This window comes from Candidatus Palauibacter sp., from assembly GCF_965197445.1.
GTDB lineage: Bacteria > Gemmatimonadota > Gemmatimonadetes > Palauibacterales > Palauibacteraceae > Palauibacter.
Genome location: NZ_CBDANE010000003.1, coordinates 381,896 through 407,618 on the forward strand (window position 1 = coordinate 381,896; position 25,723 = coordinate 407,618).

The window sequence follows — 25,723 nt, forward strand, 5'->3', positions numbered from 1 at the left end:
CCTCCCCCCTTCCCGCCTACCCGGCCGGCATCGCGGGCCCGGCCTCGGGCCAGGCGCGCAGCGAGCCGACGAGATCCTCGAGTCGCGGAATCCGCTGCGACGCGAGGTAACGCGACAGGCCCTCGTGGACCGACACCGCCGCGTCGGGATCGACGAACGAGGCGGTCCCGACCTGGACGAGACAGGCGCCCGCGAGGATGTACTGGAGCGCGTCGTCGGCGTTGCGAATGCCCCCGATGCCCATGATCGGCAGCTCGCAGGACTGGCGGGCCCGCCACGTCGCGTAGACCCCCATCGGCAGGATGGCGGGCCCGCTCACGCCGCCGGACCGGTTCCCGATCAAGGGCTCCCGGCGAGCGATGTCGACGACCATGCCGGGGAAGGTGTTGATCGCGCTCAGGCCGTCGGCGCCCGCGTCCTCGCAGATACGGGCGAAGTCGCCCACGTCGGGCACGTTCGGCGTGAGCTTGATCACCAGCGGCCGCTCGGTACGGGACCGTAGGAGGCCCACCAGGTCGGCGAGCGCGGTCTCGTCCGTCCCGAACATCGTCCCGCCCTTCACGTTGGGACAGGAGACGTTGATCTCGTAGCCGAGGAAGCCGTCTTCCCCGTCGAGGCCGGTCACGACGGCCGCGAAGTCCTCGGCCGAGCGGCCCACCACGTTGACGAACACGTGCGCCCGCCCCAGGTGTTCGCGAAGCCACGGGAGCTTCTCGGCGATGAACCCGGCCAGTCCCGGGTTCTCGAGGCCGATCGCGTTGATCATGCCGCCGGGTGTCTCGGCGACGCGGTGGGGCCGGTTGCCCGGCCGCGGCTCGAGGCTGACCGCCTTCGTGACGATGCCGCCGAGTTCGTCGAGAGGGATGAGGTCGGCGTACTCCCGGCCGTATCCGCAGGTGCCGGACGCCAGCAGCACCGGGCTGCGGAACTCCGCGCCGAACACGCGCTGGACGAGGCCGGGGACCGACCGGGCCGCGCTCACATCGCCCCCCAGTCGAGTTCTTCGGCGGGAAAGACGGAGCCCTCGATGCAGGCCTTCACCCAGCGTCCGTCCGCACCTCGCACGACGCACCCCTGGCAGGTTCCTATGCCGCACCCCATGTGCTCCTCGACGGACACCTGCAGGTGTCGCCCGTGCTCGCGCGCGAACGCGGCCAGGGAGCGCAGCAGCGGCGTGGGGCCGCAGCCGAGGAGCCACGCGGGCGAGGCCGGGTCGAGGCCGGCCGTGACCAGGCCGCGCCGGCCCGCGCTCCCGTCTTCCGTGAACAACTCCGGCTCGTGGTCCGTGAGGCGCCCAATGAGACCCGGGTCGAACACCGCCTCGGCGTCCCGCTCGCCATACACGAGCCGCACCCGCCGTCCCTCCGCCGCCTCACGCGCGGCGAGAAAGATGAACGGCGCCAGGCCCACGCCTCCGGCGATGCACTCGATGGGGCTTTCGGGGGCGTCGCCTCCCGTCTCGAACGGGCGGCCCAGCGGGCCGAGAAGGAGCGCTTTCTGCCCGACTTCCAGCCGCGAAAGCGCCCGGGTGCCGCCTCCGTACGTGCGCAGAAGGATGCCGACCTCGCCGCCGGGACCCGTCCACCCGACGCTGAACGGACGGGGCAGCAGCCAGGACCCCGGCGCGTCGAGCCCGAAGCCCAGCATGACGAACTGACCGGGCAGCGCGGCGGCGGCGATGTCCGGGCAGGCGAACTCCTGCCACCAGGTATCGCGGGCCACAACGCGCGTGGAGAGCAGGGTCGCCCGCCGGCGCACCGGCGTCGCGCGCCGCGCCAGCACCTCGCCGGCGGCGCTCAGCAATGCTCCTCCGGCGCGGGCGCGTAGCGACGCAGCACGTCTTCGCGATACGCCACGATCGCGTCCGCGATCGCCCGCGCGATCACCCCCTGCCCCTCGGCTCCGTTCAGATACTCCTCCTCGCCGTCGTTGGAGAGGAACCCCACCTCGACAATGACGGACGGCATGCGGGCCAGCGCGCCGAGCAGCACCCACCACGGCCCCTGTATCACGCCGCGGTCGGGCGACCGGCCGTGCATCGCCGCGCGGATGGAGTTTTGGACGAACCCGGCGAAGAGGCGCGACTCGTCCATATTCTCGGTCCGGTCCTGACCCGTGAGAATGAACTGGATGTCCGCGGGCGAACTCGCGGCGTCGTCCGCCCCGGGGCCGCGGTTCTCGCGCAGCGCCACGTCGCGCGCTTCCTCCGTGCGGGCCGGGCCCAGAAAGATGGTCTCGAACCCGCGCGCGCGCTCATCCGCCGCGGCGTTGGCGTGGATCGAAACAAACAGGTCCCCGGCTCGATCCACCGCGAACTGCGACCTCAGGTCATGCTCCACGTAGACGTCGTTGTCTCTCGTCAGGTGGACCTCGAGCATGTCCCGGCCCTGGAGTTCCTCGTGCAGACGTCTTCCGATCGCGAGCACGATGTCCTTCTCGTAACTGAGCTTCCCGAGCGTGCCGGGGTCGCGTCCCCCGTGCCCCGGGTCGATGATCACGCGCCAGGGAACCGACGGATCGACGCGCGCCGGCAGCGGTTCGTCGACCGGAGGCGAGGGCGCAGGCCGGGGCGCCACGGCCACCTTCGGCGCGCGATCGGACAGCCACCGGGTGATGAACTCGGCCGGAAGCCAGAAGGCGCCGCTCTCTTCGTAGGGGGGGTTCGGAAGCTGGAACGTCCGCTCCCCGCGCCGGAAGAAGGGGGATCCGGCCTCGAATGCCAGCTCTTCGTCGAGGAATCGGGCCTGGAGGAAGACGCCGCTCCTCCTCACGTCCTCCCAGACGGTGGCCAGTTCCGCCGCGTCGACCACCGCGTAGGCACGGTGCCGCGCGATCGGCAGGCTCAGGCTACGGCCCGCCACCCTGGCTTCGAGCGTCTCCTGGCCCGCCTGCGCCACAACGGCCGCCGCGCTCCCCACAACCAGCGCCTGTGCGAGTGCCGCAATTGCGAATCCGCGCCGGAGAGTGTCTCCGCGCTCACCCGTCACGCACGGCCTCCCGCTTCGCCCTCTCGACCTCCCGCTGCATCGTCTTCCTCTTCAGGTCCTCACGCCGATCCCGGTGCTTCTTCCCGCGTGCCAGCCCCAGCGTGACCTTCGCGAAGCCCCGCCGGAAGTGGATATCCAGCGGCACCAGCGTCAGTCCGCTCTCCCGTGTCTTCGAGCGCAGGCGATCGATCTCCCGTCTGCGGAGCAGGAGTTTCCTCGGCCGCACCGGGTCGGGCGCATCGATCGTCGCCTTCTCATAGGGAGAGATATGGAGATTGTGGAGCCACGCCTCCCCGCCGTCGATCCGCCCGAACGAGTCCGTGAAACTGGCCTTGCCGTCGCGCAGCGACTTCACCTCCGCCCCCCGCAGTACGATGCCCGCTTCGAACTGCTCGAGCACCTCGTACTCGTGGCGGGCCTTCCTGTTGCGGGCGATGACCCGGACACCCTCGCGCTTCTCCACGGTTCACTCGGGCGCCGCCCCGTCGCCTTTCTCACCGGCCTCGGCGTCGGCACCGGTCGCATCCCCGGGTTCTTCCTCTCCCGCTCCCTCACCGTCCGCAGCGGCACCCTCGGCGAGCGCCGCCCTGTACGCCGCCTTTGACTCGGCGACGCGCGCCTCCAGATCGGAGCGGGCCTGTCGTGCCGCGTCCTTCCCCGCCTTGAGCGCCTCCTCGGCCTTCTGCTGCCGGTCGCGCACATTCTTCCGGATGGCTCCCATGCGCTCGCCCATCTCCTCGCGCGTGCGCCCGTACCGGTCTTCAACGTTGTCGCGAAGATCGGTCAACTTCTCTCCCGCCCCTTCCCTGAACCGTCGCGCCCCCTCGCGGAGATCGGCCTGCGTCTCCTCGCCGGACTTGGGAGCGAAGAGCAGCGCGACGCCGGCGCCCACCAGCGCGCCGCACAGAAACGCGACGACGCCGCCCCCGCCACGTTCGACGATGACGGTTGGCTGTTGATCCTGGTCTGTCATGTCACACTCTCCTGGCTGCCCTGGCTGCCCGTGGCTGCCGGCGGCCCCCTGGCTGCTACCCACGACCGCCCTCTACGACCCGCCTGTACGCGGCCGGATCCCACTCGGGCCGGCCTTCGGCGTCCGCGATCCGACGTCCCAGGTGAAAGATGAGGCGTGTGATGCGCGCCGTCTTCTCGTACAGGATGCGGTCGGCTTCGTCGTTGGGGCCGTGATAGTCCTCATGCGTGCCTGTGAAGAAGAAGAGGATGGGCACGCCCTTCCTCGCAAAATTGTAGTGGTCCGAGCGGATGTAGAAATTCTCCTCCGGCCACGGATCGTCGATCATCTCGAGACCCAGCTCCGGGTGTTCCCGCAGCGTCTCCTCGAGCGCCGTTCCAAGGGTCGACTCGTCGCGGCCGATGGCGACGACGGTATCACGCCAGTTCCGCCCGATCATATCGATGTTGAGGTTGGCCACGGTCGCGCCAATGGGAAACAGCGGGTTCTCCGCGTACCAGGCGGAACCCAGGAGCCCCCGTTCCTCCCCGCTCACGGTCATGAATACGATCGATCGGCGGGGCGGCGTTTCGAGCGACGCGAACGCTTCGGCCAGTTCTACGATCGCTGCCGTGCCCGACGCGTCGTCGTCGGCCCCGTTGTAGATGGAGTCACCGTTGATGGGTCGGCCGACGCCGACGTGGTCCATGTGGGCGGTGAGGACGACGAACTCGTCACGGAGGTCGGGATCGGAGCCCTCGATCCAGCCGATGGTGTTGAACGCCCGTTCCTCGCGGAACTCGGAGTGGGTGCGCACAGTCGCCTCGTAGGCGTTCGTGCTCCCGCCGGCTGAAAGCGCGGCCTGAAGCGTCTCCGGAAGTGCGATGGCCCGGACGAAGGCGATCGGGGCGCCCAACTCCTCGGGTACGCCGACGGAGAGCCGCTCCCCTTCGTAGAAGCGGCGGATCGCCTCGAAATAGTCGTCGGACGCGTCGATCGCGAGCAGGACGGCGATCGCGCCGCTTTCCAGGACTCCACGGATCGATTCGAGCGCGCGCCTGGTGTCCTCCGGGGTCACGCGCATGAGGGCGATGGCGCCGGTCGGCGGGTCCGCGGCGGTGAGTGAGGCGATCGCCAGTGGTCCGGCGGCCTGACCTCTGCCCCCCGCGACGGCGATGTAGTCCGACTCGGCAAGCGCGCCGCCACCGGGCCCATCGATCTCCACCAACTGACGTCCGGGCGCGCCGGCCCGGGATGCCGTCAACGGGTATGCCTGCAGATACGAATCGCCGTCGGCGGGCTGGAGCCCGAACTCCTCGAACCGGCGGGCGATGTGGCGGGCCGCCTTGTCCAGTTCCGGGCTCGGTGTCGCCCGGCCGCGCATCGAGTCGTGCGCGAGAGCACCGATGCGGAATCGCAGGTCGGCCGCGGTGATCGTCTCGGCCCCCGCCGCGGCAGCCTCGGCCTGTGCCGCCAGGCTCCCGGGCGCTCCGTTGACCGCCAGGGCGGCGGCAATCACGGCGAGTGACATGCGGATCGGCTTCATTGCCATTCGAATCCTTTTTCCGAAAGACGTGCTGAGGGGCTTCGGCGGCGTGTGGCGGGGCTCCGCCACGGGCTGCTAGTCTTCTGCGATGACCGAAGGCACCGCAACCATCACGTCCGCCCTTGAAGCCTCCCGCCAGCGTCTCGATCTCGCGAGCCCTCGCGAGATCGCGGGCCTGTCGCACCTCGAACTCGTGGCGCGCCACATCGTCGAGGGGTTTCTGATCGGACTGCACGATTCGCCGAAGCGCGGCTTCTCGGCTGAATTCGCCGAGGACCGACCCTATAATCGCGGGGACGACCTCAGATACCTGGACTGGAAGGCCTATGCCAGGACTGACCGCATGTTCATCAAGCAGTACGAGGAGGAGACGAACCTGCGGGCCTACCTCCTCGTCGACGTGAGCGGGTCGATGGGCTGGGTCTCGGACCCGGAGCGCTTTCCCACCAAGCTCGCCTACGCGCAGCTGCTCGCGGCCTCGCTCTCGCTGCTCCTGGTCCAGCAGGGGGACGCGACGGGGCTCATGGCCTTCGACGAGGTGCTGCGGGCGCACGTGGCGCCCCGCACGACGCGCCGCCACTGGCGAAGGCTGCTGGCCGAACTCACACATCTTTCCGCCAACGGAAAGACCGACGCCGGATCCGCGCTCAAGGAGTTGACGGGCCGGCTTCAGCGGCGGGGTCTCGTCGTCCTCATTTCAGATCTTCTGGTCGATCCGGACACGACTCGGATGGCGCTCCGCTATCTCCGACATCGCGGGCACGAGGTGATCCTGTTCCATGTCATGGATCCCGGCGAGCTGGAGCTGCCGGCGGAGGGCGAGGCGATCTTCTTCGATCCCGAGACCGGCGAGGAGCTGGGCGCAAACTCGGCGGCGTTGCGCAGGCAGTACAGGGAGGCCGTCCAGGCGGCCATCGACGGCTGGCGCAAGGAGGCGCTGCGCTGGCGTGCCGATTACGCGCTGCTCACGACGGACACACCGCTCGGCCTCGCGCTCAGACAGTTCCTCCGCAGACGGTCCCGGAGCTCGTGAGTTTTCTCTACGTGTGGGCGATCGCCCTCGGGTTGAGCGCGATCGTACCTCTCATTCTCCACCTTCGCCGCCGCCAGACCGACCGGCGTGTGTCGTTCCCGGCGCTCCGGTACCTGAGCCGCGCGGAAGACGCGCGCTCGAGATCGCTCGTCGCGTCGGATCTACTGCTGCTCGCCGTGCGCATCGGGCTCCTGATCGCACTCGCGCTTGCGGCGGCCGGGCCGCTGCTGGGGCGTGGGGGCGCCCGCGACCACGAGCCGACCGACATCGCGCTGATCGTGGACAACTCCGCGAGCGTCGGACGGCTGGACGGAGACCGTCTCCTGTTCGAATCGCTCGTCGAACACGCCCGGGCGGCGCTCGCCGCCGCGCGGCCCGAGGACCGAATCTGGCTCTTCCCCGCCGTCGGTGAGCCGCTCGCGGCCGGCGTCAGCGCAGCCCGGGCGGCGGCAGCGCTCGGACAGCTGCGGCAGACCGACGGCGCGGCAGACCTGGCCGCCGTCGTCACGCAAGCCGCCGGGGCGCTCCCCGCCGACGGCGATCGGCGGCGCGAAGTGCAATTGCTGTCGGATCTGCAGGCTTCGGCCCTGACGGCCATTCCGCCGGCGGGCGGCGATGCCGCCCCGCTCGTGGCCTACACGCCGCGGCCACCGGGCGAGCCGAACGGCGCACTGATCAGCATCGAACTGACCGGCGGCACGACGGCGCCCTCGGGCCTCGGGCATGGCGTGATCGTACGCAGCGCGCGGGCCGGAGCCGGGGCGCCGACGGACACGCTCGACGGAGGCGACGCCGACATCCGGCTCGAACTCGACGGCCGGCTCGCCGGGGCCGCCCGGACGCCGTGGGGCACGAGCGCGGTCCTCGGGCTCCCCGAACTCGAGGTCGGACTCCACGAGGGACGGCTGGAGGCGGATCCGGCCGGGGCGCGCGCCGACGACCTTCGCTACTTCGCGATCCGGGTGGTACCGCCGCCGGCGGTCCGTTTCCACGGCGCCGCGGCGAGCTTCACCGGGGTCGGAATCGAGACTCTCCGCGCGGCCGGCCGCCTGGGTTCGGCGTCGAACGGTGCCGTGGCGGTCGTGGACGGCGACGCGACGCTCGGCGCCCCGTGGCAGGGGGCATCAACCATCGTGTTCGTCCCGCCGGCGGACCCCGTCGACCTCGCGGCGTTCAATCAGGGGCTGGCCACGCTCGGCATCGGCTGGCAGGCGCGCGTCGATCCGGGATCGGGCGACCTCGGCCTCGAGGAACCGGAGGCGGCCTTCTCGCTTTCGGGCGTCCGTGTCCGGCAGCGCTACGCGTTGAGCCCCCTCGGGGGCGGCTCCGAGGCCGACACGACACTGCTCCGGACCGAGGACGGCGAGCCCTGGCTTGTCCGCACGGAATCGGGCGGGCGGCTGGCGCTGATCCTCGCTTCAGCTCTGAACGCCGAGGCGAGCGATCTGCCGGCGCATCCGGCCATGATCCCGTTCCTGGAGGCCCTCCTCGTACACTGGTCGCACCTCGCCACATGGCCGTTCGCCGATTTCGGCGCCGGGGAGGCACTGACGCTCCCCGAGTGGGCGAGCGAGGTCGAGTCGCCGGACGGATCGGCGCGGAACGTCGAGGGCGGCGCGCCGTTCACGCCGCTCCTCGCGGGCGTGTACACCGTTCGCGGCACAGCGGGAGACGGGGCGACCGCGGAAGCTCACTTCGCGGCGAACGTGCCGGCGACGGAGGCCGACCCGACGCCCATCGCGCAGGATGACCTGGAGGCACTGTTCGCCGGCCGCCCGGTATTCACTGCGGGCCCGGAGGCGACGGCCTGGGAAGAGGGTATCTTCCGCGCGCGGAGAGGTTGGGATATCGCACCGTGGCTCATCGCGCTCGCGCTCGCGCTGGTCGGGATCGAGCTCTTCCTGGCGACTCCGGGCCGGTCGCGCCGCCCGAGTGCGGATGGCGAAGGGAGCGAGGTTACATCGGGCGTTTCGAGCTGATTCGAGCGTCGTTCGTCCAGCTCGCGCGAGCCGCCGGAATCCCGGAGGCGCTCTCGCGGCGTGGGTCTCGTGCGCCTGTACTTCACTTGCCGGGCGCGTCACCGGCCGCACTCGCGCTCGCACTCGACGAACTCGCGACGGGCGCGCCGATCGTCCTCGTGGCCGATGTGCCCGAACGAGCCGACGCGCTATACGAGGATCTGCGCACACTCGGCGGCACGGGCGTTCGCTGTTACCCGCAGCGCGAGACGCTCCCGTACGAGGACGCGGATCCTCACGTCGAGATCGAGGCCCAGCGCGTCGACGCCATGAGTGCGCTGCTTTCAGGTCACTGCCGGATCCTCGTGACGACGGCCCGCGCACTCGCGGAGCGCGCCCCGATCCCGGTCGGCGCCGGCCGAACGCTGGCCCTGCGGATCGCTGATGGTCAGACGCACCCGCTGGCCGATCTCGGCGACCGCCTGGAAGGCATGGGATTCTCACGCACTTATACGGTGCGCGAGGTGGGCGACTACGCGATTCGCGGCGGGATCGTCGACCTCTTCCCATTCGGCCATTCCGCGCCCCTCCGGATCGAACTGTGGGGGGACGAGGTCGCGTCGCTCCGCCGCTTCGACGCGCTCACGCAGCGCTCGACCGAAAGGCTGGAGGCCGCGGAGGTGCTCCCGATCGCACTCCGGGCACCGGGGAGCGGCGGCGACTTTGAGCGACGCGCGCTGGTCGAAACGCTGCCTCCCACGGCCGCGGCGCTGGTCCTGGATCCGGAGGGCGGCGCCCGCGCCCGCAGCCGGTTGTGGGATGAGGTCCGCGACGCGAGACGGCGGGAGGACTCCGATGCCGAGCCTGTCGAGGGACTCGTCGTCCCGCCGCCCGAGGCGGAACGGCATCTGAACGGACTCCGCCGCGTGGAGTTCGTCGAGGACGACGTCGAGTTCCCGACCTCCCGGAGCGCAATCCGGCTCCCCGTGGAACCGCCGCCGGCCATTGACCGTGACATGAAGCGCCTCGTGGCCGAGATCGGCACGTCGCGGGCCCGCGGTGAACGGATCGTCATCTTCTGCGACAACGACGGCCAGGTCGAGAGGCTGGAGGAGATCCTTCGCGAGCGCGGCGGCGAGACACTGGCCGGGGACGTCACCCTCGCCATCGGATCGTTGAGCGGCGGGTTCAGGGTCGGGGTCCCCGGCGTCGTGCTCGTGCTCACGGACCACGAAGTCTTCCGGCGCAGATATCGCCGCCATCGCATCCGGCTTCGCGGTGCCGCCACCATCGAGTCGATCGCGGCCGTCGAGCCCGGGGACTATGTGGTCCACATGGAGCACGGGATCGGCCGCTACATGGGGATGGAGCGAGTCGAAGTCCGGGGCGAGACGATCGAGACGATGGAGATCCAGTACGCCGACGGCGAGATTCTGCGACTCCCCCACTACCGACTCGATCTCATCGAACGGTGGGGAGCCTCCGGCTCGGAAGCCCGTCCCCCGGCGGTCCACAAGCTGGGCCGCCGGAAGTGGAAGCAGCTCAAGCAGCGGACGGTCGCGGCGATCGAGGCGACGGCGGTCGAACTTCTGCAGCTGTACGCCCGTCGGCAGCTGTCCCCGGGCCGCGCGTTCCCCGCCGAGACCGCGTGGCAGCGCGAGATGGAGTCCGCGTTCCTCTACGATGAGACGCCCGACCAGCTCAGTGCCTGGGACACCGTACGGCAGGACCTCGAGGCCCCGGTCCCGATGGACCGCCTCGTGTGCGGCGACGTGGGGTTCGGGAAGACCGAGGTCGCCATACGGGCCGCGTTCAAGGCCGTGCAGGATGGAGCACAGGTCGCCGTGCTCGCCCCCACCACGATTCTGGCCGACCAGCATCTCGGCACCTTCCGCGAGCGTCTGGCGAGCTTCCCCGTCCACATCGAAGGGTTGTCGCGTTTCCTCACCGCCGCGGAGCAACGCGCCGTCATCGCGGGTCTCACCGCCGGAACCATCGACATCGTGATCGGCACGCACCGGCTGCTGTCGAAGGATGTCGGGTTCCGCGATCTGGGGCTCCTCATCGTGGACGAGGAACAGCGCTTCGGCGTTCGTCAGAAGGAACGGTTGAAGGAGTTTCGCGAGACCGTGGATGTGCTCACGCTGACCGCCACGCCGATCCCGCGCACGCTCCACCTCGCGCTGGGCGGCCTGCGCGACCTCTCGACGATTCGTACACCGCCGCGAAACCGAATGCCCATCATCACCCATGTCCTGCCGTGGGACGACGGAATCCTGGAGGAAGCGCTGAGGCGGGAGTTTGACCGCGGCGGCCAGGTATTCTTCGTTCACGACCGTGTGGAGACGATTCGCGCGCTGGCGAGCCGCGTCCGGAAGCTGATGCCCGAAGCGCGAGCCGAGATCGCGCACGGCCAGATGCCGGTGCGAGAGCTCGAGGACGTGATGCACCGTTTCGTGGGCGCGGAGATCGACCTCCTCATCTGCACGTCGATCATCGAGAACGGACTCGACGTGCCCTCGGCCAACACGATGATCGTGCACGGAGCACACAATTTCGGTCTCGCGCAGCTCTATCAGCTGCGGGGCCGCGTCGGACGCTCGCACCGGCGGGCCTACTGCTATCTCGTCGTCCCCTCGACCGTGGCTCCGGAGGCCACGCAGAGACTCCGCGTCCTCGAACACCATACGGAGCTTGGATCCGGATATCAGGTGGCGCTCAAGGATCTCGAACTGCGCGGCGCGGGCAATCTTCTCGGTGGAGAGCAGAGCGGTTTTGCGACCGCGGTCGGAATCGAGACGTACCAGCGGCTGGTCGAGAGCACTCTGCGGAGGTTGAAGGGAGACTCCGCGGATCCCGTCCCGCGCACGCGCGTTTCGGTGGACGGAGAGTCGTTCCTGCCGGACTCGTACGTTGCCGGGTCACAACTCAAGATGCATCTCTATCGCCGTCTCTCGCGTCTCACGAAGTGGGAAGAAGTGAAGGAGTTCCGGGCGGAACTCGAGGATCGCTTCGGCCGGCTGCCGGCGCCGACAGCCCGGCTGCTCGGCGCGGCCGAACTCCGGATCCTCGGGGCGGCGGTCGAAGCGGCCTGGATCAGGGTGTCGGACGACGACGCCCGGATTTCGTTCGAAGAAACGGCGGCGCCGCGACTGGGACTGCTCACGAACGCCCTCGGAGACCGCCAATTGCACGTTGAAGTGCGGCGGCTGGAACCGTTATCGTTGGTGCTTGAACGCGCGGGAACCGAACCCCTCCTTCCGACGCTGGTAGAGGCCCTGGGGATTCTGGCGACCCCGGGTCGCCCGGAGGCGGAGGCGGCGAGAGCGGCGGCACCTGTGGGAGGAGTCTGCTAGTGAACCAGCTTCGTGTTGGAAGCAGGGCCCGCCGGGCCCCGCTCTGGCTTGCCGTCGCGCTCGCGACGTTCGTCGCCCCGGCCTCCGCAGTGCAGGAGAACGAGCCCGCACCGGCGGACACGACGGCCTCGGCGGAGTTCCCCCCGTTCGTGGAGGAGCTGGACCGTATGGTGGCCGTGGTCGGCGACACGGCGATTCTCATGTCCGACCTCACGATCACACTCTACCAGCTCCAGGGGCGCGGGGCGCGCATCCCCCCTGAGGGTTCGGAAGAGTGGCTCCAGTTCGCGCGTGAGGTGCTCGAGGCGATGGTCGATGACCTGATCTACCTGCAGCAGGCGAAGATCGCCGGGGTCACGGCGAACGAGGATCGAGTGGCCGAAATGGCCGATCAGTACTTCGCGCAGACCCGATCCCAGTTTTCAACAGACGAGGAGATGATGCTGGCGGTGGAGGAGACGGGCATGAACATGCTCCAGTACCGCCAGATGCTCACCGCCCAGGCCGAGGCCGAGGCGCTGCGGCAGTCCTATCGGTTCCAGCTCGAGGAGCGCTCCGACCTGCCGCCGGTCATCGTCAGCGAGGAGGAGGTCGAAGCGGCGTTCGAGGAATTTGCTCAGAGCCAGCCGCCGCGACCCGCGCTCGTCTCGTTCAATCGGCTTGTCGTCACCCCGACTCCGAGTGGTGAGGCGCGGGACAGCGCGCGGGCTCGAACCCTGGTGATTCAGAACGAACTGACGAACGGGGAGGAGTTCTCGGTCATCGCGCGTCGCCATTCCGACGACGAAAGCACGAGAGAACAGGGAGGTGAGCTGGGCTGGATGAGCCGCGAACTGCTCGTGAAACCCTTCGGCGATGCGGCGTGGGGGGCGCGGCCAAGCCAGGCGGTCGGTCCGGTTCAGACGCAGTTCGGCCTTCACTTCATCAAGGTCGAGCGACAGCGTGGAGGAGAGCGTTTCCTGCGACACGTGCTTCTGCGCCCCGAGATCAAGCCGGAGGACGTTGAGGAGGCCCGGACGCTCGCGGTCCAGGTCGCCGACAGCCTGCGCGCCGGCGTCGACCCCGAGCGGCTGGCCGCATGGTTCCGCGGGCGGGTGGCCGACGACGCGATTCGTTTCGACGACGTCCCCCTCGGCAACCTTCTGGGCCAGTTCATCGCGGCGGGGGACTCCGAGCTCACGAATCCGACGCCCGGGACGGTGTACGGGCCGCTTGAGATGCAGCGCGGCGGACCCACCGAGTTCGGCCTGATCCATGTGCTGTCCTTCCGGTCCGAGGGACCGCTCGAAATCGACGATGTGCGCGACGCGATCCGACAGAGTGTGCGGACGCGGAAGCAGATCGACATTCTTCTCGAAGAGGTGCGCTCCAGTACGTACATAGACTTGAGACTCTGACCGGGCGGCAGTCCGCGGGATCGGGAGGGCGATGAAGACGCCACGCGTCGGGATAACGCTGGGTGACCCGCGCGGGATCGGGCCGGAGGTGACCGCGGCGGCGCTCGCCGAGGCGGACGGGATCGAGGCGGTGCTGGTCGGGCCGCGAGGCCTGGGGGAGATCGAGGACCGGTTGCCGGGGGTCGCTCGCGATCGGGTAGGCGACTGGGATCCCGCGGGCGGCGTGAAGCTCGCGGGCGAGCTGTCGGGGCGGGCGATAGAGCGCGCCGTGGAGCTTGCGCAGGCGGGTGAGGTGGACGGGATCGTGACGGCACCGATCAGCAAGACGGCGCTGCGGGCGGCGGGTTACCCTCACCCAGGCCACACGGAGTTCCTGCAGGAGCTGACCGGCTCGCGCGAAGTCACGATGATGATGTCCGCCGAGCGCACGCCGCTGGGCGGTCCGCTGCGGCTCGCTCTCCTGACTGCGCATCTGCCGCTCCGGGACGTACCCACCACGCTCGATGTGGAGTTGTTCGCGTGCAGGTCCCGGATCGCGATCGACGCGCTGCGCGACTGGTGGGGGATCGAGCGGCCCCGTCTCGCCTTCGCGGGACTCAATCCGCATGCGGGCGAGGGCGGGCTCTTCGGCGACGAGGAGATCGAGGTCTTCGAGCCGGCGCTCGAGCGTCTGGCGGTCGATCCCGATGTGGATCTGCTCGGCATTTTCCCGGGCGACACGGTGTTCCTGAAAGCGCTGGGAGGACAGGCCGATCTGATCGTCACGCCCTATCACGATGTGGGCCTCGCCGTCCTGAAGACGATCGCCATGAACGAGGGGGTCAACGTGACCGCCGGACTCCCCTTCCCTCGTACATCCCCCGACCACGGCACCGCCATGGACATCGCGGGGCGCGGGATTGCGGATCCGGGCGCGATGCGGGCCGCGATCGCCCTCTGTGCCCGTTTCTGCACGGCACGGACGGCGACGGCATGATCTGGATGCGGGACGTCACCAAGGTGTACCCGCGGACCGGGGCCGCCGCGCGGGACGTCTCCTTCCGCCTCCGCAAGGGCGAGTTCGCGTTTCTCACCGGCCCGTCCGGTGCGGGCAAATCGACAGTCCTCGAACTCATCCACTTCCAGACTCGGCCGACCGAGGGCGAGGTGCAGGTCTCGCGCTACAATTCGCAGCGGATGCGGCGGCGCGACGTGCCCGAGCTCCGGCGCCGCGTGGGGTTTGTGTTCCAGGACTTCAAGCTGCTGGAGCGCCTGACGGCCGCCGAGAACGTGGCCTTTGCGCTCGATGTGATCCGGACGCCGAGGCGCGAGATCAGCGGCCGCGTCGAGCGGCTGTTGAGCCAGGTCGGTCTCGCCGCCAAGGCGCGCTCCCGGCCTTCCGAGCTGTCGGGCGGCGAGCGCCAGCGGGTCGCGGTCGCGCGGGCCCTGGCCACAGAACCCATGATCCTCCTCGCCGATGAGCCAACCGGTAATCTGGATCCTCGCGCGGCGCGCGGCGTGTTCGAGCTCTTCCGTACGCTGAACCGGCTCGGCACGGCGGTGCTCATGGCGACGCACGACGCTCAGTTCGTGCGGAGTCATCCCGCGATCCGCGTGATCGAGATGGAGGGCGGCCGCCTCGTCCGCGACTCTGCCGCCGACCGGGCCGTCCCGCAGACGGCCACTGCGGCGACTACGGTGGCGACGCCCGGGGGGGCGACGTGAGGCCGCTGCGCGAGGCGCTGGCCGGCTTCCGCCGCGCCCCGCTTCTGTGCGGACTCTCCATCGGCGCCGTCGGGCTCAGCCTGGTGATCCTCGGCCTGTTCGGCCTCGTGGCGCACAACATTGGCGCGGCGATCAGCGACGTGGAGCGCCGCGTGGAGGTCGTCGGCTACCTGCTCGACGACGCCAGTCCCGAACAGATCCGGGTCGCCCGCCGCGAGCTGGGCGCGCTCCCCGCGGTGGAGGAGGTGCGCTATGTGTCGAAGACCGAAGCGCTGGCCAACGCGCGGCGCGACCTGGTCGAATTCTCGAACGTGTACGGCGACCTTCGGGTGAACCCGTTGCCCGCGTCCTTCCATCTCAGGCTCCGCGAGGGCTTCCGTACGCCGCAGGCGGCAGCCGGGGTCGCCGGCGGACTCGCGGCGTATCCGTTCATCGAAGAAGCGCGGTTCGGCGACGAGTGGGTGGAGCGGCTGTTTTCGCTCCGGCGCCTCGCGACAGGCACGGCCGTCGCGCTCGGCAGCGGGTTTGCCATCGTGGCCGTGCTCCTGGTCGGAACGGCCGTGCGCATGGCCGTCCTCGCCCGCGGGGAAGAAATCGAGATCATGCAGATCGTCGGCGCCAGGGATGGCTACATCCGGCGGCCCTACCTGGTCGAAGGCGCGATCACCGGGCTCGCGGGCGGCCTGGTCGCGCTCGGCGTCACGCGCCTCGCCTATATCGCCTTTCGCACGCGCTTTGCCGGGTTCGACGGGCTCGACGGCTTCGAAGCGCTCGCGTGGCTGCCCGATGTCTGGGTCGGCGGCGGCGTCCTCGCGGCCTCCGCCCTGGGCATGCTGGCCGCAGCCTTCTCGGTGAACCGCGAAGTGGGGCGAGCATATGGTGCCTAGCAGCCCGTGGCGAAACTCCGCGGCGTTCGCGATGCTCGCGATCGTGACGTGGGCCGGACCCGCGCCCGGCGCTGCTCAGGACCCAGCGGATGTGCGCCGCCAACTCGACGAGAGTCAGATCCGCCTTGAACTGATTCGCGAGGAGCGGCAGCAGCTTCGACGCCAACTCGACGGGATTTCGGGCCAGGTGAGCGGCGACTCGGCCGAACTCGTGAACATCGAACGCCAGATCGCGGCCTCCGCGAGTGTGCTGGCCGAGTTCGACATCCAGCTGCGCGTGCTCACGGACCAGGTGACGAGCATGACCGGCGAAATGCTGCGGACGCGCGACGAGCTGACGGCGCGTCAGGTCGTGCTGAACGGGCGGTTGCGCGACATCTACAAGCGGGGTCCCCTACGAACCGTGGAGGTGCTCCTCTCGTCGCGGTCGTTTTCGGACCTTCTGAACCGGTACAAGTACCTCCACGCGGTCGCCCTGTTCGACCGCATGCTCGTGGAACAGGTGGAGGATCTGGAACGGAGGGTCGTCGACCAGCGAAGCCGGCTGAGCCTCGAGACCGACCGCATGGCACTGGTGCGGGCCGAGAACCTGCGCGAATACGATGAGTTGGAGCGACTCGAGCGGCAGCGGCAGCGGCGACTACGCACTTTCTCCGACCGGCGCGCCGAGGCGCAGTCAACTCTCGCCCGTCTGGCGAGCGAAGAGGCGCAGCTCCGGGGCGTGATCGCGACCCTCGAGGAGCGACGCCGCGCGGCGGAACGCGAAGCCGGCGCCGCAACCGTTTCGTCGCTCACGACCTCGGACCTGGGTCGCCTGGCCTGGCCGGTCGAGGGTGACATCCTTTGGCGGTTCGGTCCCGAACGTAAGGGACGCACGACGATCCCCCGCGAAGGGGTCGGGATCGCCGCCGAGCGCGGCACGCCGGTGAGCGCGGTGGACCGCGGTACCGTCGCGTCCGTCGTCGCGCGGGCTTCGGGACAGACCGTGATCATCGACCACGGAGGTGGCTTCTACTCCTCCTATCGGAAACTGCGGGACGTCATCGTCCGCGAGGAGCAGGAGGTCCAATCGGGCCAGGTGATCGGACGCGTGGGCGGCGACGCGACCAACCCGCACATCGAGTTTCAGATCTACGAGCCGGGTGCGTTGGGCCCCCGCGCGGTGGATCCCGTGCGCTGGTTGAGGGGCCGGCCGTGAGCCCGGAACCCTGGGGGCAGGAAGACCTCCGGCATCGGGTGGGGGCGGCAATCGGATCCGGGAGGCTCCCGCAGTCGCTGCTGATCCTTGGACCGGAAGGCGTCGGCAAGAGGCTGATGGCCCTGTGGATCGCGCGGGCGCTCCAGTGCGGCACCGGAGACTCGCCCTGCGGGACGTGTCGGAGTTGCCGCATGGCGGCGCGGTTGGAGCACCCGGACATCCACCTCCATTTCCCCATGCCGCGCCCGAAGCGAGCCGCCTCGCGGGCGAAACTGCGGGAGGCGATCGAGGCGCAGCGGCATGAACGCCTGGCGCTGCTGAGAGAAGACCTTCACGCGCGCCTGGATCCGGAGGTCGTGAAGGGACTCTACGTGGCCGCGGTGGAGAACATCCGGGACCAGGCTTCCCGGCGTCCATCGATGTCGCGGAAGTCGGTGTTCGTGATCGAGGATGCCGACCGGATGGTGCCGCAGAGCTCGAGCCCGGAGGCGGCGAACGCGTTTCTCAAGCTATTGGAGGAGCCGCCGGAGTTCGCGTACATCCTCCTCACGAGCAGCCGGCCCGACGCGCTTCTGCCCACCATCCGGTCCCGCTCCGTGCCGCTCCGCGTCGCACCCGTGCCGACGCCCAGGGTGGCGGCCTACCTGACGGAGCAGCTTGACGTGTCGGCCGATCGTGCCCTCGCGGTGGCCCGGAAGGCCGACGGCGCGGTATACCAGGCCCGGCGCCTGCTGGACACGGACGCGGACGACTCGGGGACGGCGGCCGACGATCTGCTGGCCGCCGCCCTCGACGGTACGTCGCGTGCGAGGTATCGCGCCGCCAGCCGCTATTCGGCCCGAGGGGCGCGGGGGGAGCTGGCGCCGGCTCTCGAGGACCTGCGCGTGCGTCTGCGGGACCTGCTCTGCGTAGCTTCGGGGGCCACCGGAGAGACGTTCGACCCCACTCGCATAGCGTCGCTTACGAAAGGGCGCACGGTGACAGATAGAGCGGTCCTCGAGGCTCTCGCGTCGGTCGATGCCGCGCTCGAGGGCGTGGGTCGAAACCTGAACCCGCAAGCGACGATCGCCCTGCTGCTCGAGGAGATGAGTACCGCGTTCGCGGGCGAAGCAGCCGACACTACGCCATTATCGTTCTAGGATCGGGAGGCAGGCTCGTGGATCGACTCACACATCTGGACTCGGCCGGGCGGGTACGCATGGTCGATGTCGGGGAGAAGCCGTTGACGCGACGCGTGGCGGTCGCCGAGGGCCGGATCCGGATGCGGCGCGCGACTCTCGAGGCGATCCGGGATGGCGAGATCGAGAAGGGCGAGGCGCTCGCGGTAGCCCGCATCGCGTCGATCCAGGGCGCCAAGACCGCTTCCGCGCTCGTCCCGCTCTGCCATCCGATCCCGCTCGACGCAGTGGATGTGGAACTCGAGGCGGTGGAAGCTCTGCCGGGATACAGACTGAGCGTCCGCGCATCGGCCGAGTGGCGGACTGGTGTCGAGATGGAGGCGCTGGCGGGCGTAGCGGCGGGCCTGCTGGCCCTGTACGACATGTGCAAGGCGATCGACCGAGGCATGTCGATGGGTCCGATCCGGCTGCTCGAGAAGCGCGGGGGGCGGTCGGGCACCTGGACGGCCGAGCCGGAGGAATAGTGCGAGGGCTGCATTGAACCAGCGACAGGCGTTGCTCGGGAAGATCGAGTCGGGGGCGGCCCGCGTGGGCGTGCTCGGGCTGGGGTACGTCGGTCTGCCCGTCGTGACGGCCTTCGCCGGGGCAGGCTTCCGGACGCTGGGCTTCGATGTAGACGAGCGTGTGGTCCGCCGGGTCCGGCGCGGCGCCTCGCACATCGGGGACGTCGCACCGGAGACCGTCGCCGACGCCGTCGAAGCCGGTCTCCTCGACGCGACGAGCGATTTCGGCCGACTGGGCGCCATGGACGCGATCCTCATCTGCGTCCCCACCCCGCTCGCGAAGACCGGGGATCCCGACGTTTCCCACATCCTCGACGGGCTCGAGCAGATCCGTGCCAGCCTCCGGCCCGGGCAGCTGATCGTCCTCGAGTCCACGACCTATCCGGGGACCACGCGCGACCTGCTCCAGCCGGAACTTGAACGGGGCGGGTTACGGGCCGGGGAGGATTTCTTCCTCGCCTTCAGCCCCGAGCGCGTCGACCCGGGCAACGCGACGTACAACTTCACCAACACAGCCAAGGTCGTCGGGGGGCTCACGGCAGCCTGCCGTGAACTTGCGGCCGCACTATACGAACGGGTCGTCGAAGAGGTGGTGAGCGTCTCCTCGCCGGAGGCCGCCGAAATGACCAAACTGCTCGAGAACACGTTTCGAGCCGTCAACATCGGGCTCGTGAACGAGATGGCGGTGATCGCCGACCGGCTCGGGATCGACATCTGGGAAGTCGTCGAGGCGGCGTCCACCAAGCCGTACGGATTCATGCGGTTCACGCCGGGACCCGGCCTCGGGGGGCACTGCCTGCCCGTCGACCCCCAATACCTCGCCTGGAAGATGCGTACGCTGCAGTACCGCACGCGATTCATCGAACTGGCTTCGGAGGTCAACGCGGAGATGCCGCGCTATGTGGTGGACCGGATCGCGCAGGCCCTGAACCGGCAGCGTCTGCCGGTCAACGGCAGCCACGTCCTCCTGCTTGGCGTCGCTTACAAGCCGGATGTCGGCGATGTCCGGGAGAGTCCCGCGCTGGACGTCATCGAACTTCTGCGCCGTCGCGGCGCCGAGGTCGCGTATCACGACCCATTCGTCCCGCGGCTCACGCTCGACGCGGGAGGCCTCGACTCCGAACCGCTGACTGCGGAACTCCTCGAAGCCGCCGACGCCGTCGTCCTCGTTACGGACCATCAGCAGGTGGACTACGACCTGGTGCTGGAGAAGTCGTCGATCGTGATCGACACGCGAAACGGCCTGCGGGGACGGCAGGGGAGTGGGGCCTTTTATCCGCTCGCGGGCCCACCGCGGAGCGGATTAGCCCCGGATCTCGAGCCGGTCCCCGGGGCGGATGAGCGTGGACGAGAGGCGATTCCACTCGATGATCTGACGCGTCGATACCGAGTGTCGGCGGGCGATCAGCCATAGCGAGTCGCCGGGTCGGACCACGATCGTCAGCGGGTCGCCGTTCGCCGCCGCCGTGGATGTTCGAGCGGAGCCCGGGATCACCAGTCTCTGCCCGATCTGGAGCCGCCGCGGGTTGACGTTCCCGTTCGCCGCCCGCAGGGCCGCCACCGACACGCCATACCGTTGCCCGATGACGTCGAGTGTCTGGCCTCGGTGGACGGTGACGACCGTGCCCGACCCCCCATGGTTGCTGGAGGTGCGCCTGGCGGATGGCCGACCGGCCCTGGGAATCACCAGCTCCTGCCCGATCTGCAGGCGCCGCGGGTTCACGTTGCTGTTCGCCGCGCGCAGGGCCGTCACGGTCACCCCATACTGCTGACCGATCCATCCCAGCGTATGCCCCCGCTGGACGGTATGGAACGTCCACGTCACCCGTTCTTCCGCCGGAACCGAGGCATAGCGAACTGCGAACTGCTCCGCTCCGTCGACCGGGATCCGGACCTCGACCTCCCGCTTCGGCGGCGTCACATCTCGTGGGAACTGCGGGTTGAGCCGGTCGATGGTTTCCTCGTCGGTACCGGCGATTTCCGCGAGTACATCGAAGCTCGTCGCGTCCGGCACCTTCACCGTCGCGAAGCTGGCGGGACCCTCCCCGACCGGATCCGGGAATCCGTACCGCGCGGGGTCGTGTCCGATCATGGCGGCTGCGATGATCTTCGGGACATAGTCACGCGTCTCCCGGCGGAGCAGACGACGGTCGGCGAGATCCCAGAACGTCGCCCCCGGGGCCCTCCGGAGCCCGCGCCGCACCCTGTTGGGACCTCCGTTGTAGGCGGCCGCCGCCAGATACCACGAGCCGAACTCCTCATAGAGATCCTTCAGGTGACGAACCGCCGCGTCGGTCGCTTTCTCGGGATCCCTCCTCTCGTCGACCCAGTACGAGACCTCCAGGTCGTACATCCGCGCGGTGCCCGAGATGAACTGCCACAGGCCCACCGCGCTGGCCCGACTGTAGGCATTCGGGCTCATGCCGCTCTCGATGAGGGCGAGATAGATCAGGTCCTGCGGCACCCCCGCCTCGCGCAGCTTCTGGCGGATCATCGGCTCATAGCGGGCCTTGCGTCCGAGGTAGAGCGCAACGCGGTCCCCGATGACGGTCTGGAAGTAGTGAATCCAGGACCGGACCCGATCATTCATCTCGAGCCGGAAGACGCGCGCATCCTCCCCTTCGTGGATCAATCCGAGGGGATCCCCGGCGAGCATGTCGCGGATCGCGCGATCGATCTCTTCCGGGGTCGGCCCGTCGAAGTTGTCGCCGACCGGCTCCGGTACACGCGGATCCTCCGGCATCAAATCGTCGTTCGGAGCGCGCGTGGCCTCGGACTCCGCCGAGGTCGCCGGATCCGGGGCCGATTCGGATGGAGTCTGCGGCGGTGTCTCGACCGCGGGCGGTGCCTGCTCGGAGTTCGCCGGCCCCGGTCCGATGTCGGGCGTGCGATGGATGAAGGCGCAGCCGTTCAGAAGCAGCGCCGAGAGCGCCAGTCCGGGCCCATGAAGGCGTACATACGAAGATTTATCAGTCATTCGCGGCAATCTCCCGTGATATCCCTACCTGATATCCACTACCCCGCAACTGCCTCGCCGCTCCACCACCGCGCCGCCCCGGAGTCAGGCCCGGTCGCCGCGCTGACATGGTACCGAACCACACGGGGGATGACTAGACGTGGTAGTTGGGGGACTCGCGCGTGATCACGACATCATGGGGGTGGGACTCGCGCAGGCCACCGGAGGTAATGCGAAGGAAGCGGGCCTCGCGCCGCAGTGCGTCGATCGTGGCGGCGCCGCAGTAGCCCATCCCGCTCCGGAGGCCGCCGACGAGCTGGAATACCGTGTCCGATACCGGCCCCTTGTAGGGGACCCGGCCTTCGATCCCCTCGGGGACCAGTTTCTGGATGACCGAACCCTCCTGGAAGTACCGGTCGGCCGACCCCGCCTGCATGGCCGCGAGCGAGCCCATGCCGCGGATGACCTTGAAGCGGCGGCCCTCCAGCAGGAACGTCTCGCCCGGACTCTCGTCGGTGCCGGCGAACATGGACCCGAGCATGCAGGTCTCGGCGCCTGCCGCAATCGCCTTCACGATGTCGCCGGAGTACTTGATGCCGCCGTCGCCGATGACGGGGACGCGCCCCGCCACGCCCGCCACGCTGTCCTCGATCGCGGTGATTTGCGGGACTCCGACGCCCGTCACAACGCGCGTCGTGCAGATCGACCCCGGACCCACACCTACCTTGACCGCGTTCACGCCCCGCTCGACCAGCGCCGCCGCGCCCTCGCGCGTGCCGACGTTGCCGGCGATGAGGTCGGTGTCGGGCAGCGCCTCCCGCACGCGTGACACGGCCTGGAGCACGCCCTCCGAGTGTCCGTGCGCCGTGTCCACGACCACGACATCCGCCCCCGCCGCCGCCAGCTCGCGCGCCCGCTCGAGTTCCGTGCGGCTCGCGCCCACAGCCGCGCCCACACGGAGCCGCCCGTGGTCGTCTTTCGTCGCGTTGGGAAACTTCCGTCGCTTGAAGATGTCCTTGACGGTAATCAGCCCGGCCAGCCGCCCGTCCTCTCCCACCACCGGCAGCTTCTCGATCTTGTGGCGGCGCAGGATCTCCTCCGCTTCGCCGAGGGACGTCCCCGCGGGCGCCGTGACCAGATTCTCGCTCGTCATCACGTCGCGGACCGGCTGGGAGAGGTCGGTCTCGAACACGAGGTCGCGATTGGTGAGGATGCCGATGAGTGCGCCGGTCTCGTTCACGATCGGGACGCCGCTGATCGAGAACTCGCGCATGCGTCGCCGGGCCTCGCCCAGGGTGGCGTCGGGACCGAGCGTGATGGGGTTCAATATCATCCCGCTCTCGGACCGCTTCACGCGGTCGACCTGCTGGGCCTGCGCCTCGATCGGCATGTTCTTGTGGATGATGCCGATACCGCCTTCGCGCGCGAGCGCGATCGCCATCTGGGACTCCGTGACGGTGTCCATGGCCGCGGAAAGCAGCGGGATCTGGATCCGGATGCGCTCGGTCAGACGGGTGGAAACGTCGACGTCCGCGGGGTGCACGAAAGCGTGGCCCGGAGCCAGCAATACGTCGTCGAAGGTGAGCGCTTCGCGCAGCGGGCGCGTCATCGCCGTGGAGACCGCAAGGGGTTGCGGCGCGCGCGTGGGCGTGGTGCTGGAGCTTCCATGCGCCATCGTAGGCGACTTCGGGGACGACGTCAACGAACGGCGGCAGCCCTCCGGGGGATCAGCCCGTCAGTCGACGACGACCTCGCGCGTCTCGGGCGGAGGACGGTCATCCTTCGGGGGCGGCTCCGGGTTACCGGCCTCGAGTTCGGCGAGGAACCCGCGTCCGGCTTCGCGGAACGACTCGATCACGCGGTCGGCGGCGCCGAGGACTTTCATCGTTCCCTTGACGGCGGTCGTCGAGGCCCGGGTCCTGCGCAGCCCTCGGTGGACGGATTCGGCGAAGTGCTGGAAGGGATCCGCGCCCGGGGCCGGCCGCTGAGCGTACCTGGACGACAGATAGTCGATGAAATCGACGACCTCGTACTGCTTGTCCTCGGGAAGAGCCTGGAGCTTCCGCCAGACTTTCTTCTTGAGGATCTCGTTCATCCCTTCCTCGACCATGGCGCGTCGTCCACCTCGAGTTGCCGCCGGGCAGCCCGGCGTCGCCCCCCTTCATGCTCCATCATACTCGGTCAAACGAGGGGCAGGTTTCAAGTACGGGCAGCCGGGGGGTTCCGTCTCCCGGCGCGGGAAGCATAACATACTCTCGTGGAAACAGAATACGCTCTCGCCTGCGAGGAGTTGCGGGCGGCCCCCCGCCGTTGGCTGGTCACGGGGGCTGCCGGCTTCATCGGATCCAACCTCCTGGAGCAACTTCTGCGCCTGGGGCAGGAGGTTGTAGCGCTCGACGATCTCTCCACGGGACGCCTGCACAACATCGAGGAGGCCGTGGCCGCGTCGGGAGCTCCCGCAGACCGGTGCCGGTTCATCGAGGCGGATGCCGCCGACCGCGACGCTGCGCTTGAGGCCTGCCGCGGGGTCGACATCGTGCTCCACCAGGCCGCGATGGGGTCGGTACCCCGATCGATCGAGGAGCCGCTCGCGACCTACGCCTGCAACGTCGAGGGTTTGGTCAGCGTGCTGGACGCGGCCCGCGAGAGCGGCGTCCAACGTCTCGTCTATGCCTCGTCGAACTCCGTCTATGGCGATTCGACCCACCTGCCGCAGATGGAGAACCGGATCGGCACCGCGCAGTCGCCGTACGCGGCGTCCAAGCGGGTGAACGAAATGTACGCCAACATGCATCGTCGGAGTTACGGCGTCGAACTCGTTGGCCAGCGATACTTCAATGTGTTCGGGAAACGGCAGAACCCGGACGGACCCTACTCCTCCGTCATCCCGAGATGGATCGGGTTGCTGCTCGATGGGCAGCCGTGTCGCATCTACGGAGACGGCCGGTCGAGCCGGGATTTCTTCTACGTAGACGACGTGGTCCAGGCGAACCTGCTCGCCGCGACGGCGGAGGCGAGCGCCACCGGCGCCATCTACAACGTCGCGTCCGGCGACCCCACGACCCTCAACGAGTTGTTCGGCATCATACGGGACGGACTCTCCAGGACGCGGCCGGAGCTGAGGGACGTGGAACCGCTCTACGAACAGTTGCGAGCCGGGGAAATCCGACATTCCTACGCCGACATTTCGAGGGCGCGGCAGCGACTCGGCTATGTCCCCACCCACTCGCTCGCCCAGGGTCTCGAACGCACCCTGGACTGGTACACCGCCCACTGAACGCACGGGAATGGCCCCGGGCGCCGCATTCTCCGGGGCGGCCCGGCGCCGATCTTCACGTGTGGAGAATCGACCTCGAGGCCGGCGACGAGGGGGGCGGTGTCGAGTTGCTGAGTCCGGACGAGGAAGCGCGCGCCGCGCGGCTCGCCACGGCCAGGGGACGGACCCGGTTCCGCCGCGCCCGCATCGCGCTCAGGCGCCTTCTGGGCGCGTACCTTGGCCTCCCCCCCGGTGAACTCGTGCTCGAGTACGGAGAGCACGGGAAGCCGCATCTGACGGGCGGGGCGCAGGGCTACCTTCCCCCGCTCTTCTTCAATCTCAGCCACTCGGGCCACCTGGCCCTCTTCGCGGTGGGGGAATCGGGAGAGATCGGCGTCGACATCGAGCGGATTCGTCCCCTCACGTATCCGGGGCGGCTCGCGCGGGACCATCTGTCCGCGGAGGAACAGGAACTGTCGCCGGACTGGAGCACCGTCGCGGCCCGGCCGGAGTTCTTTCGTATCTGGGCCCGAAAGGAGGCCATCCTCAAGGGCGCGGGACTTGGCCTCTCACGCCCGCTGGGCCGCGTCGATACGATCCGCGGGGTCCTCGATGGACGATCCTGGTGGCTTCTCGACCTCCTTCCCGAAGACGGGTTCGCCGGCGCCGTGGCGTGCACGCGCGCGCCCGCTGCCGTGCGCCGGTGGAGCTGGCCTTGATCGGGCGGAGCCGCACGCAGGTCCGCGGCCCTCCGAAAGAGGTTGACGATAGCGTACCTGCTCCCGATAATGCCCCGCGACATTGCGGGTCGT

The 25,723-nt window shown here is 69.2% G+C and carries 22 protein-coding genes; 13 read left to right on the forward strand and 9 right to left on the reverse strand.

What is annotated here, in order from left to right:
• Positions 1 to 16: 16 nt before the first annotated feature.
• The 6 genes from ACN9M6_RS02390 to ACN9M6_RS02415 are packed head-to-tail and all read right to left on the reverse strand — an operon-like array spanning position 17 to position 5,485.
• Positions 17 to 982 carry a dihydroorotate dehydrogenase gene (locus ACN9M6_RS02390; protein ID WP_419161313.1) on the reverse strand — a complete coding sequence of 322 codons (966 nt, stop codon included), beginning with the start codon at positions 980 to 982 and terminating at the stop codon, positions 17 to 19.
• Positions 979 to 1,803 carry a hypothetical protein gene (locus ACN9M6_RS02395; protein ID WP_419161314.1) on the reverse strand — a complete coding sequence of 275 codons (825 nt, stop codon included), beginning with the start codon at positions 1,801 to 1,803 and terminating at the stop codon, positions 979 to 981. The genes ACN9M6_RS02390 and ACN9M6_RS02395 overlap by 4 nt, the downstream gene beginning before the upstream one ends.
• Positions 1,797 to 2,987, reverse strand: coding sequence for an N-acetylmuramoyl-L-alanine amidase family protein (locus ACN9M6_RS02400; RefSeq protein ID WP_419161315.1), 1,191 nt, complete (start codon positions 2,985 to 2,987; stop codon positions 1,797 to 1,799). Before ACN9M6_RS02400 ends, ACN9M6_RS02395 begins: the two co-directional genes overlap by 7 nt.
• Positions 2,977 to 3,450 carry an SsrA-binding protein SmpB gene (gene smpB, locus ACN9M6_RS02405; RefSeq protein ID WP_419161316.1) on the reverse strand — a complete coding sequence of 158 codons (474 nt, stop codon included), beginning with the start codon at positions 3,448 to 3,450 and terminating at the stop codon, positions 2,977 to 2,979. Before smpB ends, ACN9M6_RS02400 begins: the two co-directional genes overlap by 11 nt.
• A gap of 3 nt (positions 3,451 to 3,453) precedes the next feature.
• On the reverse strand, positions 3,454 to 3,960 hold the full coding sequence (locus ACN9M6_RS02410) for a YtxH domain-containing protein (protein WP_419161317.1): 507 nt from the start codon (positions 3,958 to 3,960) through the stop codon (positions 3,454 to 3,456).
• Positions 3,961 to 4,015: 55 nt separating this feature from the next.
• Positions 4,016 to 5,485 carry a M28 family peptidase gene (locus ACN9M6_RS02415; RefSeq protein WP_419161318.1) on the reverse strand — a complete coding sequence of 490 codons (1,470 nt, stop codon included), beginning with the start codon at positions 5,483 to 5,485 and terminating at the stop codon, positions 4,016 to 4,018.
• 88 nt (positions 5,486 to 5,573) lie between these two features.
• On the opposite strand from ACN9M6_RS02415, the gene ACN9M6_RS02420 reads away from it, so the two are divergent.
• From ACN9M6_RS02420 to ACN9M6_RS02470, 11 genes are all read left to right on the forward strand, one after another.
• Entirely contained in the window at positions 5,574 to 6,518 is a 945-nt protein-coding gene (locus ACN9M6_RS02420) for a DUF58 domain-containing protein (RefSeq protein ID WP_419161319.1), read from the forward strand.
• A complete protein-coding gene (locus tag ACN9M6_RS02425) occupies positions 6,515 to 8,497 on the forward strand; it encodes a BatA domain-containing protein (RefSeq protein WP_419161320.1) in 1,983 nt (660 codons plus the stop codon). The genes ACN9M6_RS02420 and ACN9M6_RS02425 overlap by 4 nt, the downstream gene beginning before the upstream one ends.
• Positions 8,498 to 8,583: 86 nt before the next feature.
• Entirely contained in the window at positions 8,584 to 11,832 is a 3,249-nt protein-coding gene (gene mfd / locus ACN9M6_RS02430) for a transcription-repair coupling factor (RefSeq protein WP_419161321.1), read from the forward strand.
• Positions 11,832 to 13,229, forward strand: a complete 1,398-nt coding sequence (locus tag ACN9M6_RS02435) for a peptidylprolyl isomerase (RefSeq protein WP_419161322.1) — start codon at positions 11,832 to 11,834, stop codon at positions 13,227 to 13,229. The genes mfd and ACN9M6_RS02435 overlap by 1 nt, the downstream gene beginning before the upstream one ends.
• 31 nt (positions 13,230 to 13,260) lie before the next feature.
• Positions 13,261 to 14,205: a PdxA family dehydrogenase gene (locus ACN9M6_RS02440; RefSeq protein ID WP_419161323.1), complete on the forward strand. Its 945-nt coding sequence runs from the start codon at positions 13,261 to 13,263 to the stop codon at positions 14,203 to 14,205.
• Complete coding sequence (locus tag ACN9M6_RS02445) at positions 14,202 to 14,933, forward strand: cell division ATP-binding protein FtsE (protein WP_419161324.1); 732 nt, start codon at positions 14,202 to 14,204, stop codon at positions 14,931 to 14,933. The genes ACN9M6_RS02440 and ACN9M6_RS02445 overlap by 4 nt, the downstream gene beginning before the upstream one ends.
• Positions 14,930 to 15,820: a cell division protein FtsX gene (locus ACN9M6_RS02450; protein WP_419161325.1), complete on the forward strand. Its 891-nt coding sequence runs from the start codon at positions 14,930 to 14,932 to the stop codon at positions 15,818 to 15,820. Before ACN9M6_RS02445 ends, ACN9M6_RS02450 begins: the two co-directional genes overlap by 4 nt.
• Positions 15,810 to 17,018, forward strand: coding sequence for a murein hydrolase activator EnvC family protein (locus tag ACN9M6_RS02455; RefSeq protein WP_419161326.1), 1,209 nt, complete (start codon positions 15,810 to 15,812; stop codon positions 17,016 to 17,018). Before ACN9M6_RS02450 ends, ACN9M6_RS02455 begins: the two co-directional genes overlap by 11 nt.
• Entirely contained in the window at positions 17,015 to 18,157 is a 1,143-nt protein-coding gene (locus ACN9M6_RS02460) for an ATP-binding protein (protein WP_419161327.1), read from the forward strand. Before ACN9M6_RS02455 ends, ACN9M6_RS02460 begins: the two co-directional genes overlap by 4 nt.
• Before the next feature lie 17 nt (positions 18,158 to 18,174).
• Positions 18,175 to 18,660, forward strand: a complete 486-nt coding sequence (moaC, locus tag ACN9M6_RS02465; RefSeq protein WP_419161328.1) for a cyclic pyranopterin monophosphate synthase MoaC — start codon at positions 18,175 to 18,177, stop codon at positions 18,658 to 18,660.
• A 13-nt stretch (positions 18,661 to 18,673) separates the two neighbouring features.
• Positions 18,674 to 20,113, forward strand: a complete 1,440-nt coding sequence (locus ACN9M6_RS02470) for a nucleotide sugar dehydrogenase (RefSeq protein WP_419161329.1) — start codon at positions 18,674 to 18,676, stop codon at positions 20,111 to 20,113.
• Here the strand turns inward: ACN9M6_RS02470 and ACN9M6_RS02475 are convergent.
• The 3 genes from ACN9M6_RS02475 to ACN9M6_RS02485 form a co-directional block, all read right to left on the reverse strand.
• A complete protein-coding gene (locus ACN9M6_RS02475; RefSeq protein WP_419161330.1) occupies positions 20,003 to 21,676 on the reverse strand; it encodes a LysM peptidoglycan-binding domain-containing protein in 1,674 nt (557 codons plus the stop codon). The two genes, ACN9M6_RS02470 and ACN9M6_RS02475, sit on opposite strands and share 111 nt — an antisense overlap.
• A gap of 133 nt (positions 21,677 to 21,809) precedes the next feature.
• A complete protein-coding gene (gene guaB / locus ACN9M6_RS02480; RefSeq protein ID WP_419161331.1) occupies positions 21,810 to 23,264 on the reverse strand; it encodes an IMP dehydrogenase in 1,455 nt (484 codons plus the stop codon).
• A gap of 126 nt (positions 23,265 to 23,390) precedes the next feature.
• A complete protein-coding gene (locus ACN9M6_RS02485; protein WP_419161332.1) occupies positions 23,391 to 23,750 on the reverse strand; it encodes a hypothetical protein in 360 nt (119 codons plus the stop codon).
• 162 nt (positions 23,751 to 23,912) lie between these two features.
• Here ACN9M6_RS02485 and ACN9M6_RS02490 point away from each other — a divergent pair, with 162 nt between their 5' ends.
• Positions 23,913 to 24,932, forward strand: a complete 1,020-nt coding sequence (locus ACN9M6_RS02490; protein WP_419161333.1) for an NAD-dependent epimerase/dehydratase family protein — start codon at positions 23,913 to 23,915, stop codon at positions 24,930 to 24,932.
• A gap of 59 nt (positions 24,933 to 24,991) precedes the next feature.
• Complete coding sequence (locus tag ACN9M6_RS02495) at positions 24,992 to 25,630, forward strand: 4'-phosphopantetheinyl transferase family protein (protein ID WP_419161334.1); 639 nt, start codon at positions 24,992 to 24,994, stop codon at positions 25,628 to 25,630.
• Positions 25,631 to 25,723 lie beyond the last annotated feature (93 nt).

Coding starts and splice junctions, on each gene's coding strand:
- ACN9M6_RS02410 (WP_419161317.1), bottom strand. CDS start 3,960: ATGACAGACCAGGATCAACAGCCAACCGTCATCGTCGAACGTGGCGGG.
- ACN9M6_RS02415 (WP_419161318.1), bottom strand. CDS start 5,485: ATGAAGCCGATCCGCATGTCACTCGCCGTGATTGCCGCCGCCCTGGCG.
- ACN9M6_RS02420 (WP_419161319.1), top strand. CDS start 5,574: ATGACCGAAGGCACCGCAACCATCACGTCCGCCCTTGAAGCCTCCCGC.
- ACN9M6_RS02440 (WP_419161323.1), top strand. CDS start 13,261: ATGAAGACGCCACGCGTCGGGATAACGCTGGGTGACCCGCGCGGGATC.
- ACN9M6_RS02445 (WP_419161324.1), top strand. CDS start 14,202: ATGATCTGGATGCGGGACGTCACCAAGGTGTACCCGCGGACCGGGGCC.
- ACN9M6_RS02455 (WP_419161326.1), top strand. CDS start 15,810: ATGGTGCCTAGCAGCCCGTGGCGAAACTCCGCGGCGTTCGCGATGCTC.
- ACN9M6_RS02475 (WP_419161330.1), bottom strand. CDS start 21,676: ATGACTGATAAATCTTCGTATGTACGCCTTCATGGGCCCGGACTGGCG.
- guaB (WP_419161331.1), bottom strand. CDS start 23,264: ATGACGCGCCCGCTGCGCGAAGCGCTCACCTTCGACGACGTATTGCTG.
- ACN9M6_RS02485 (WP_419161332.1), bottom strand. CDS start 23,750: ATGAACGAGATCCTCAAGAAGAAAGTCTGGCGGAAGCTCCAGGCTCTT.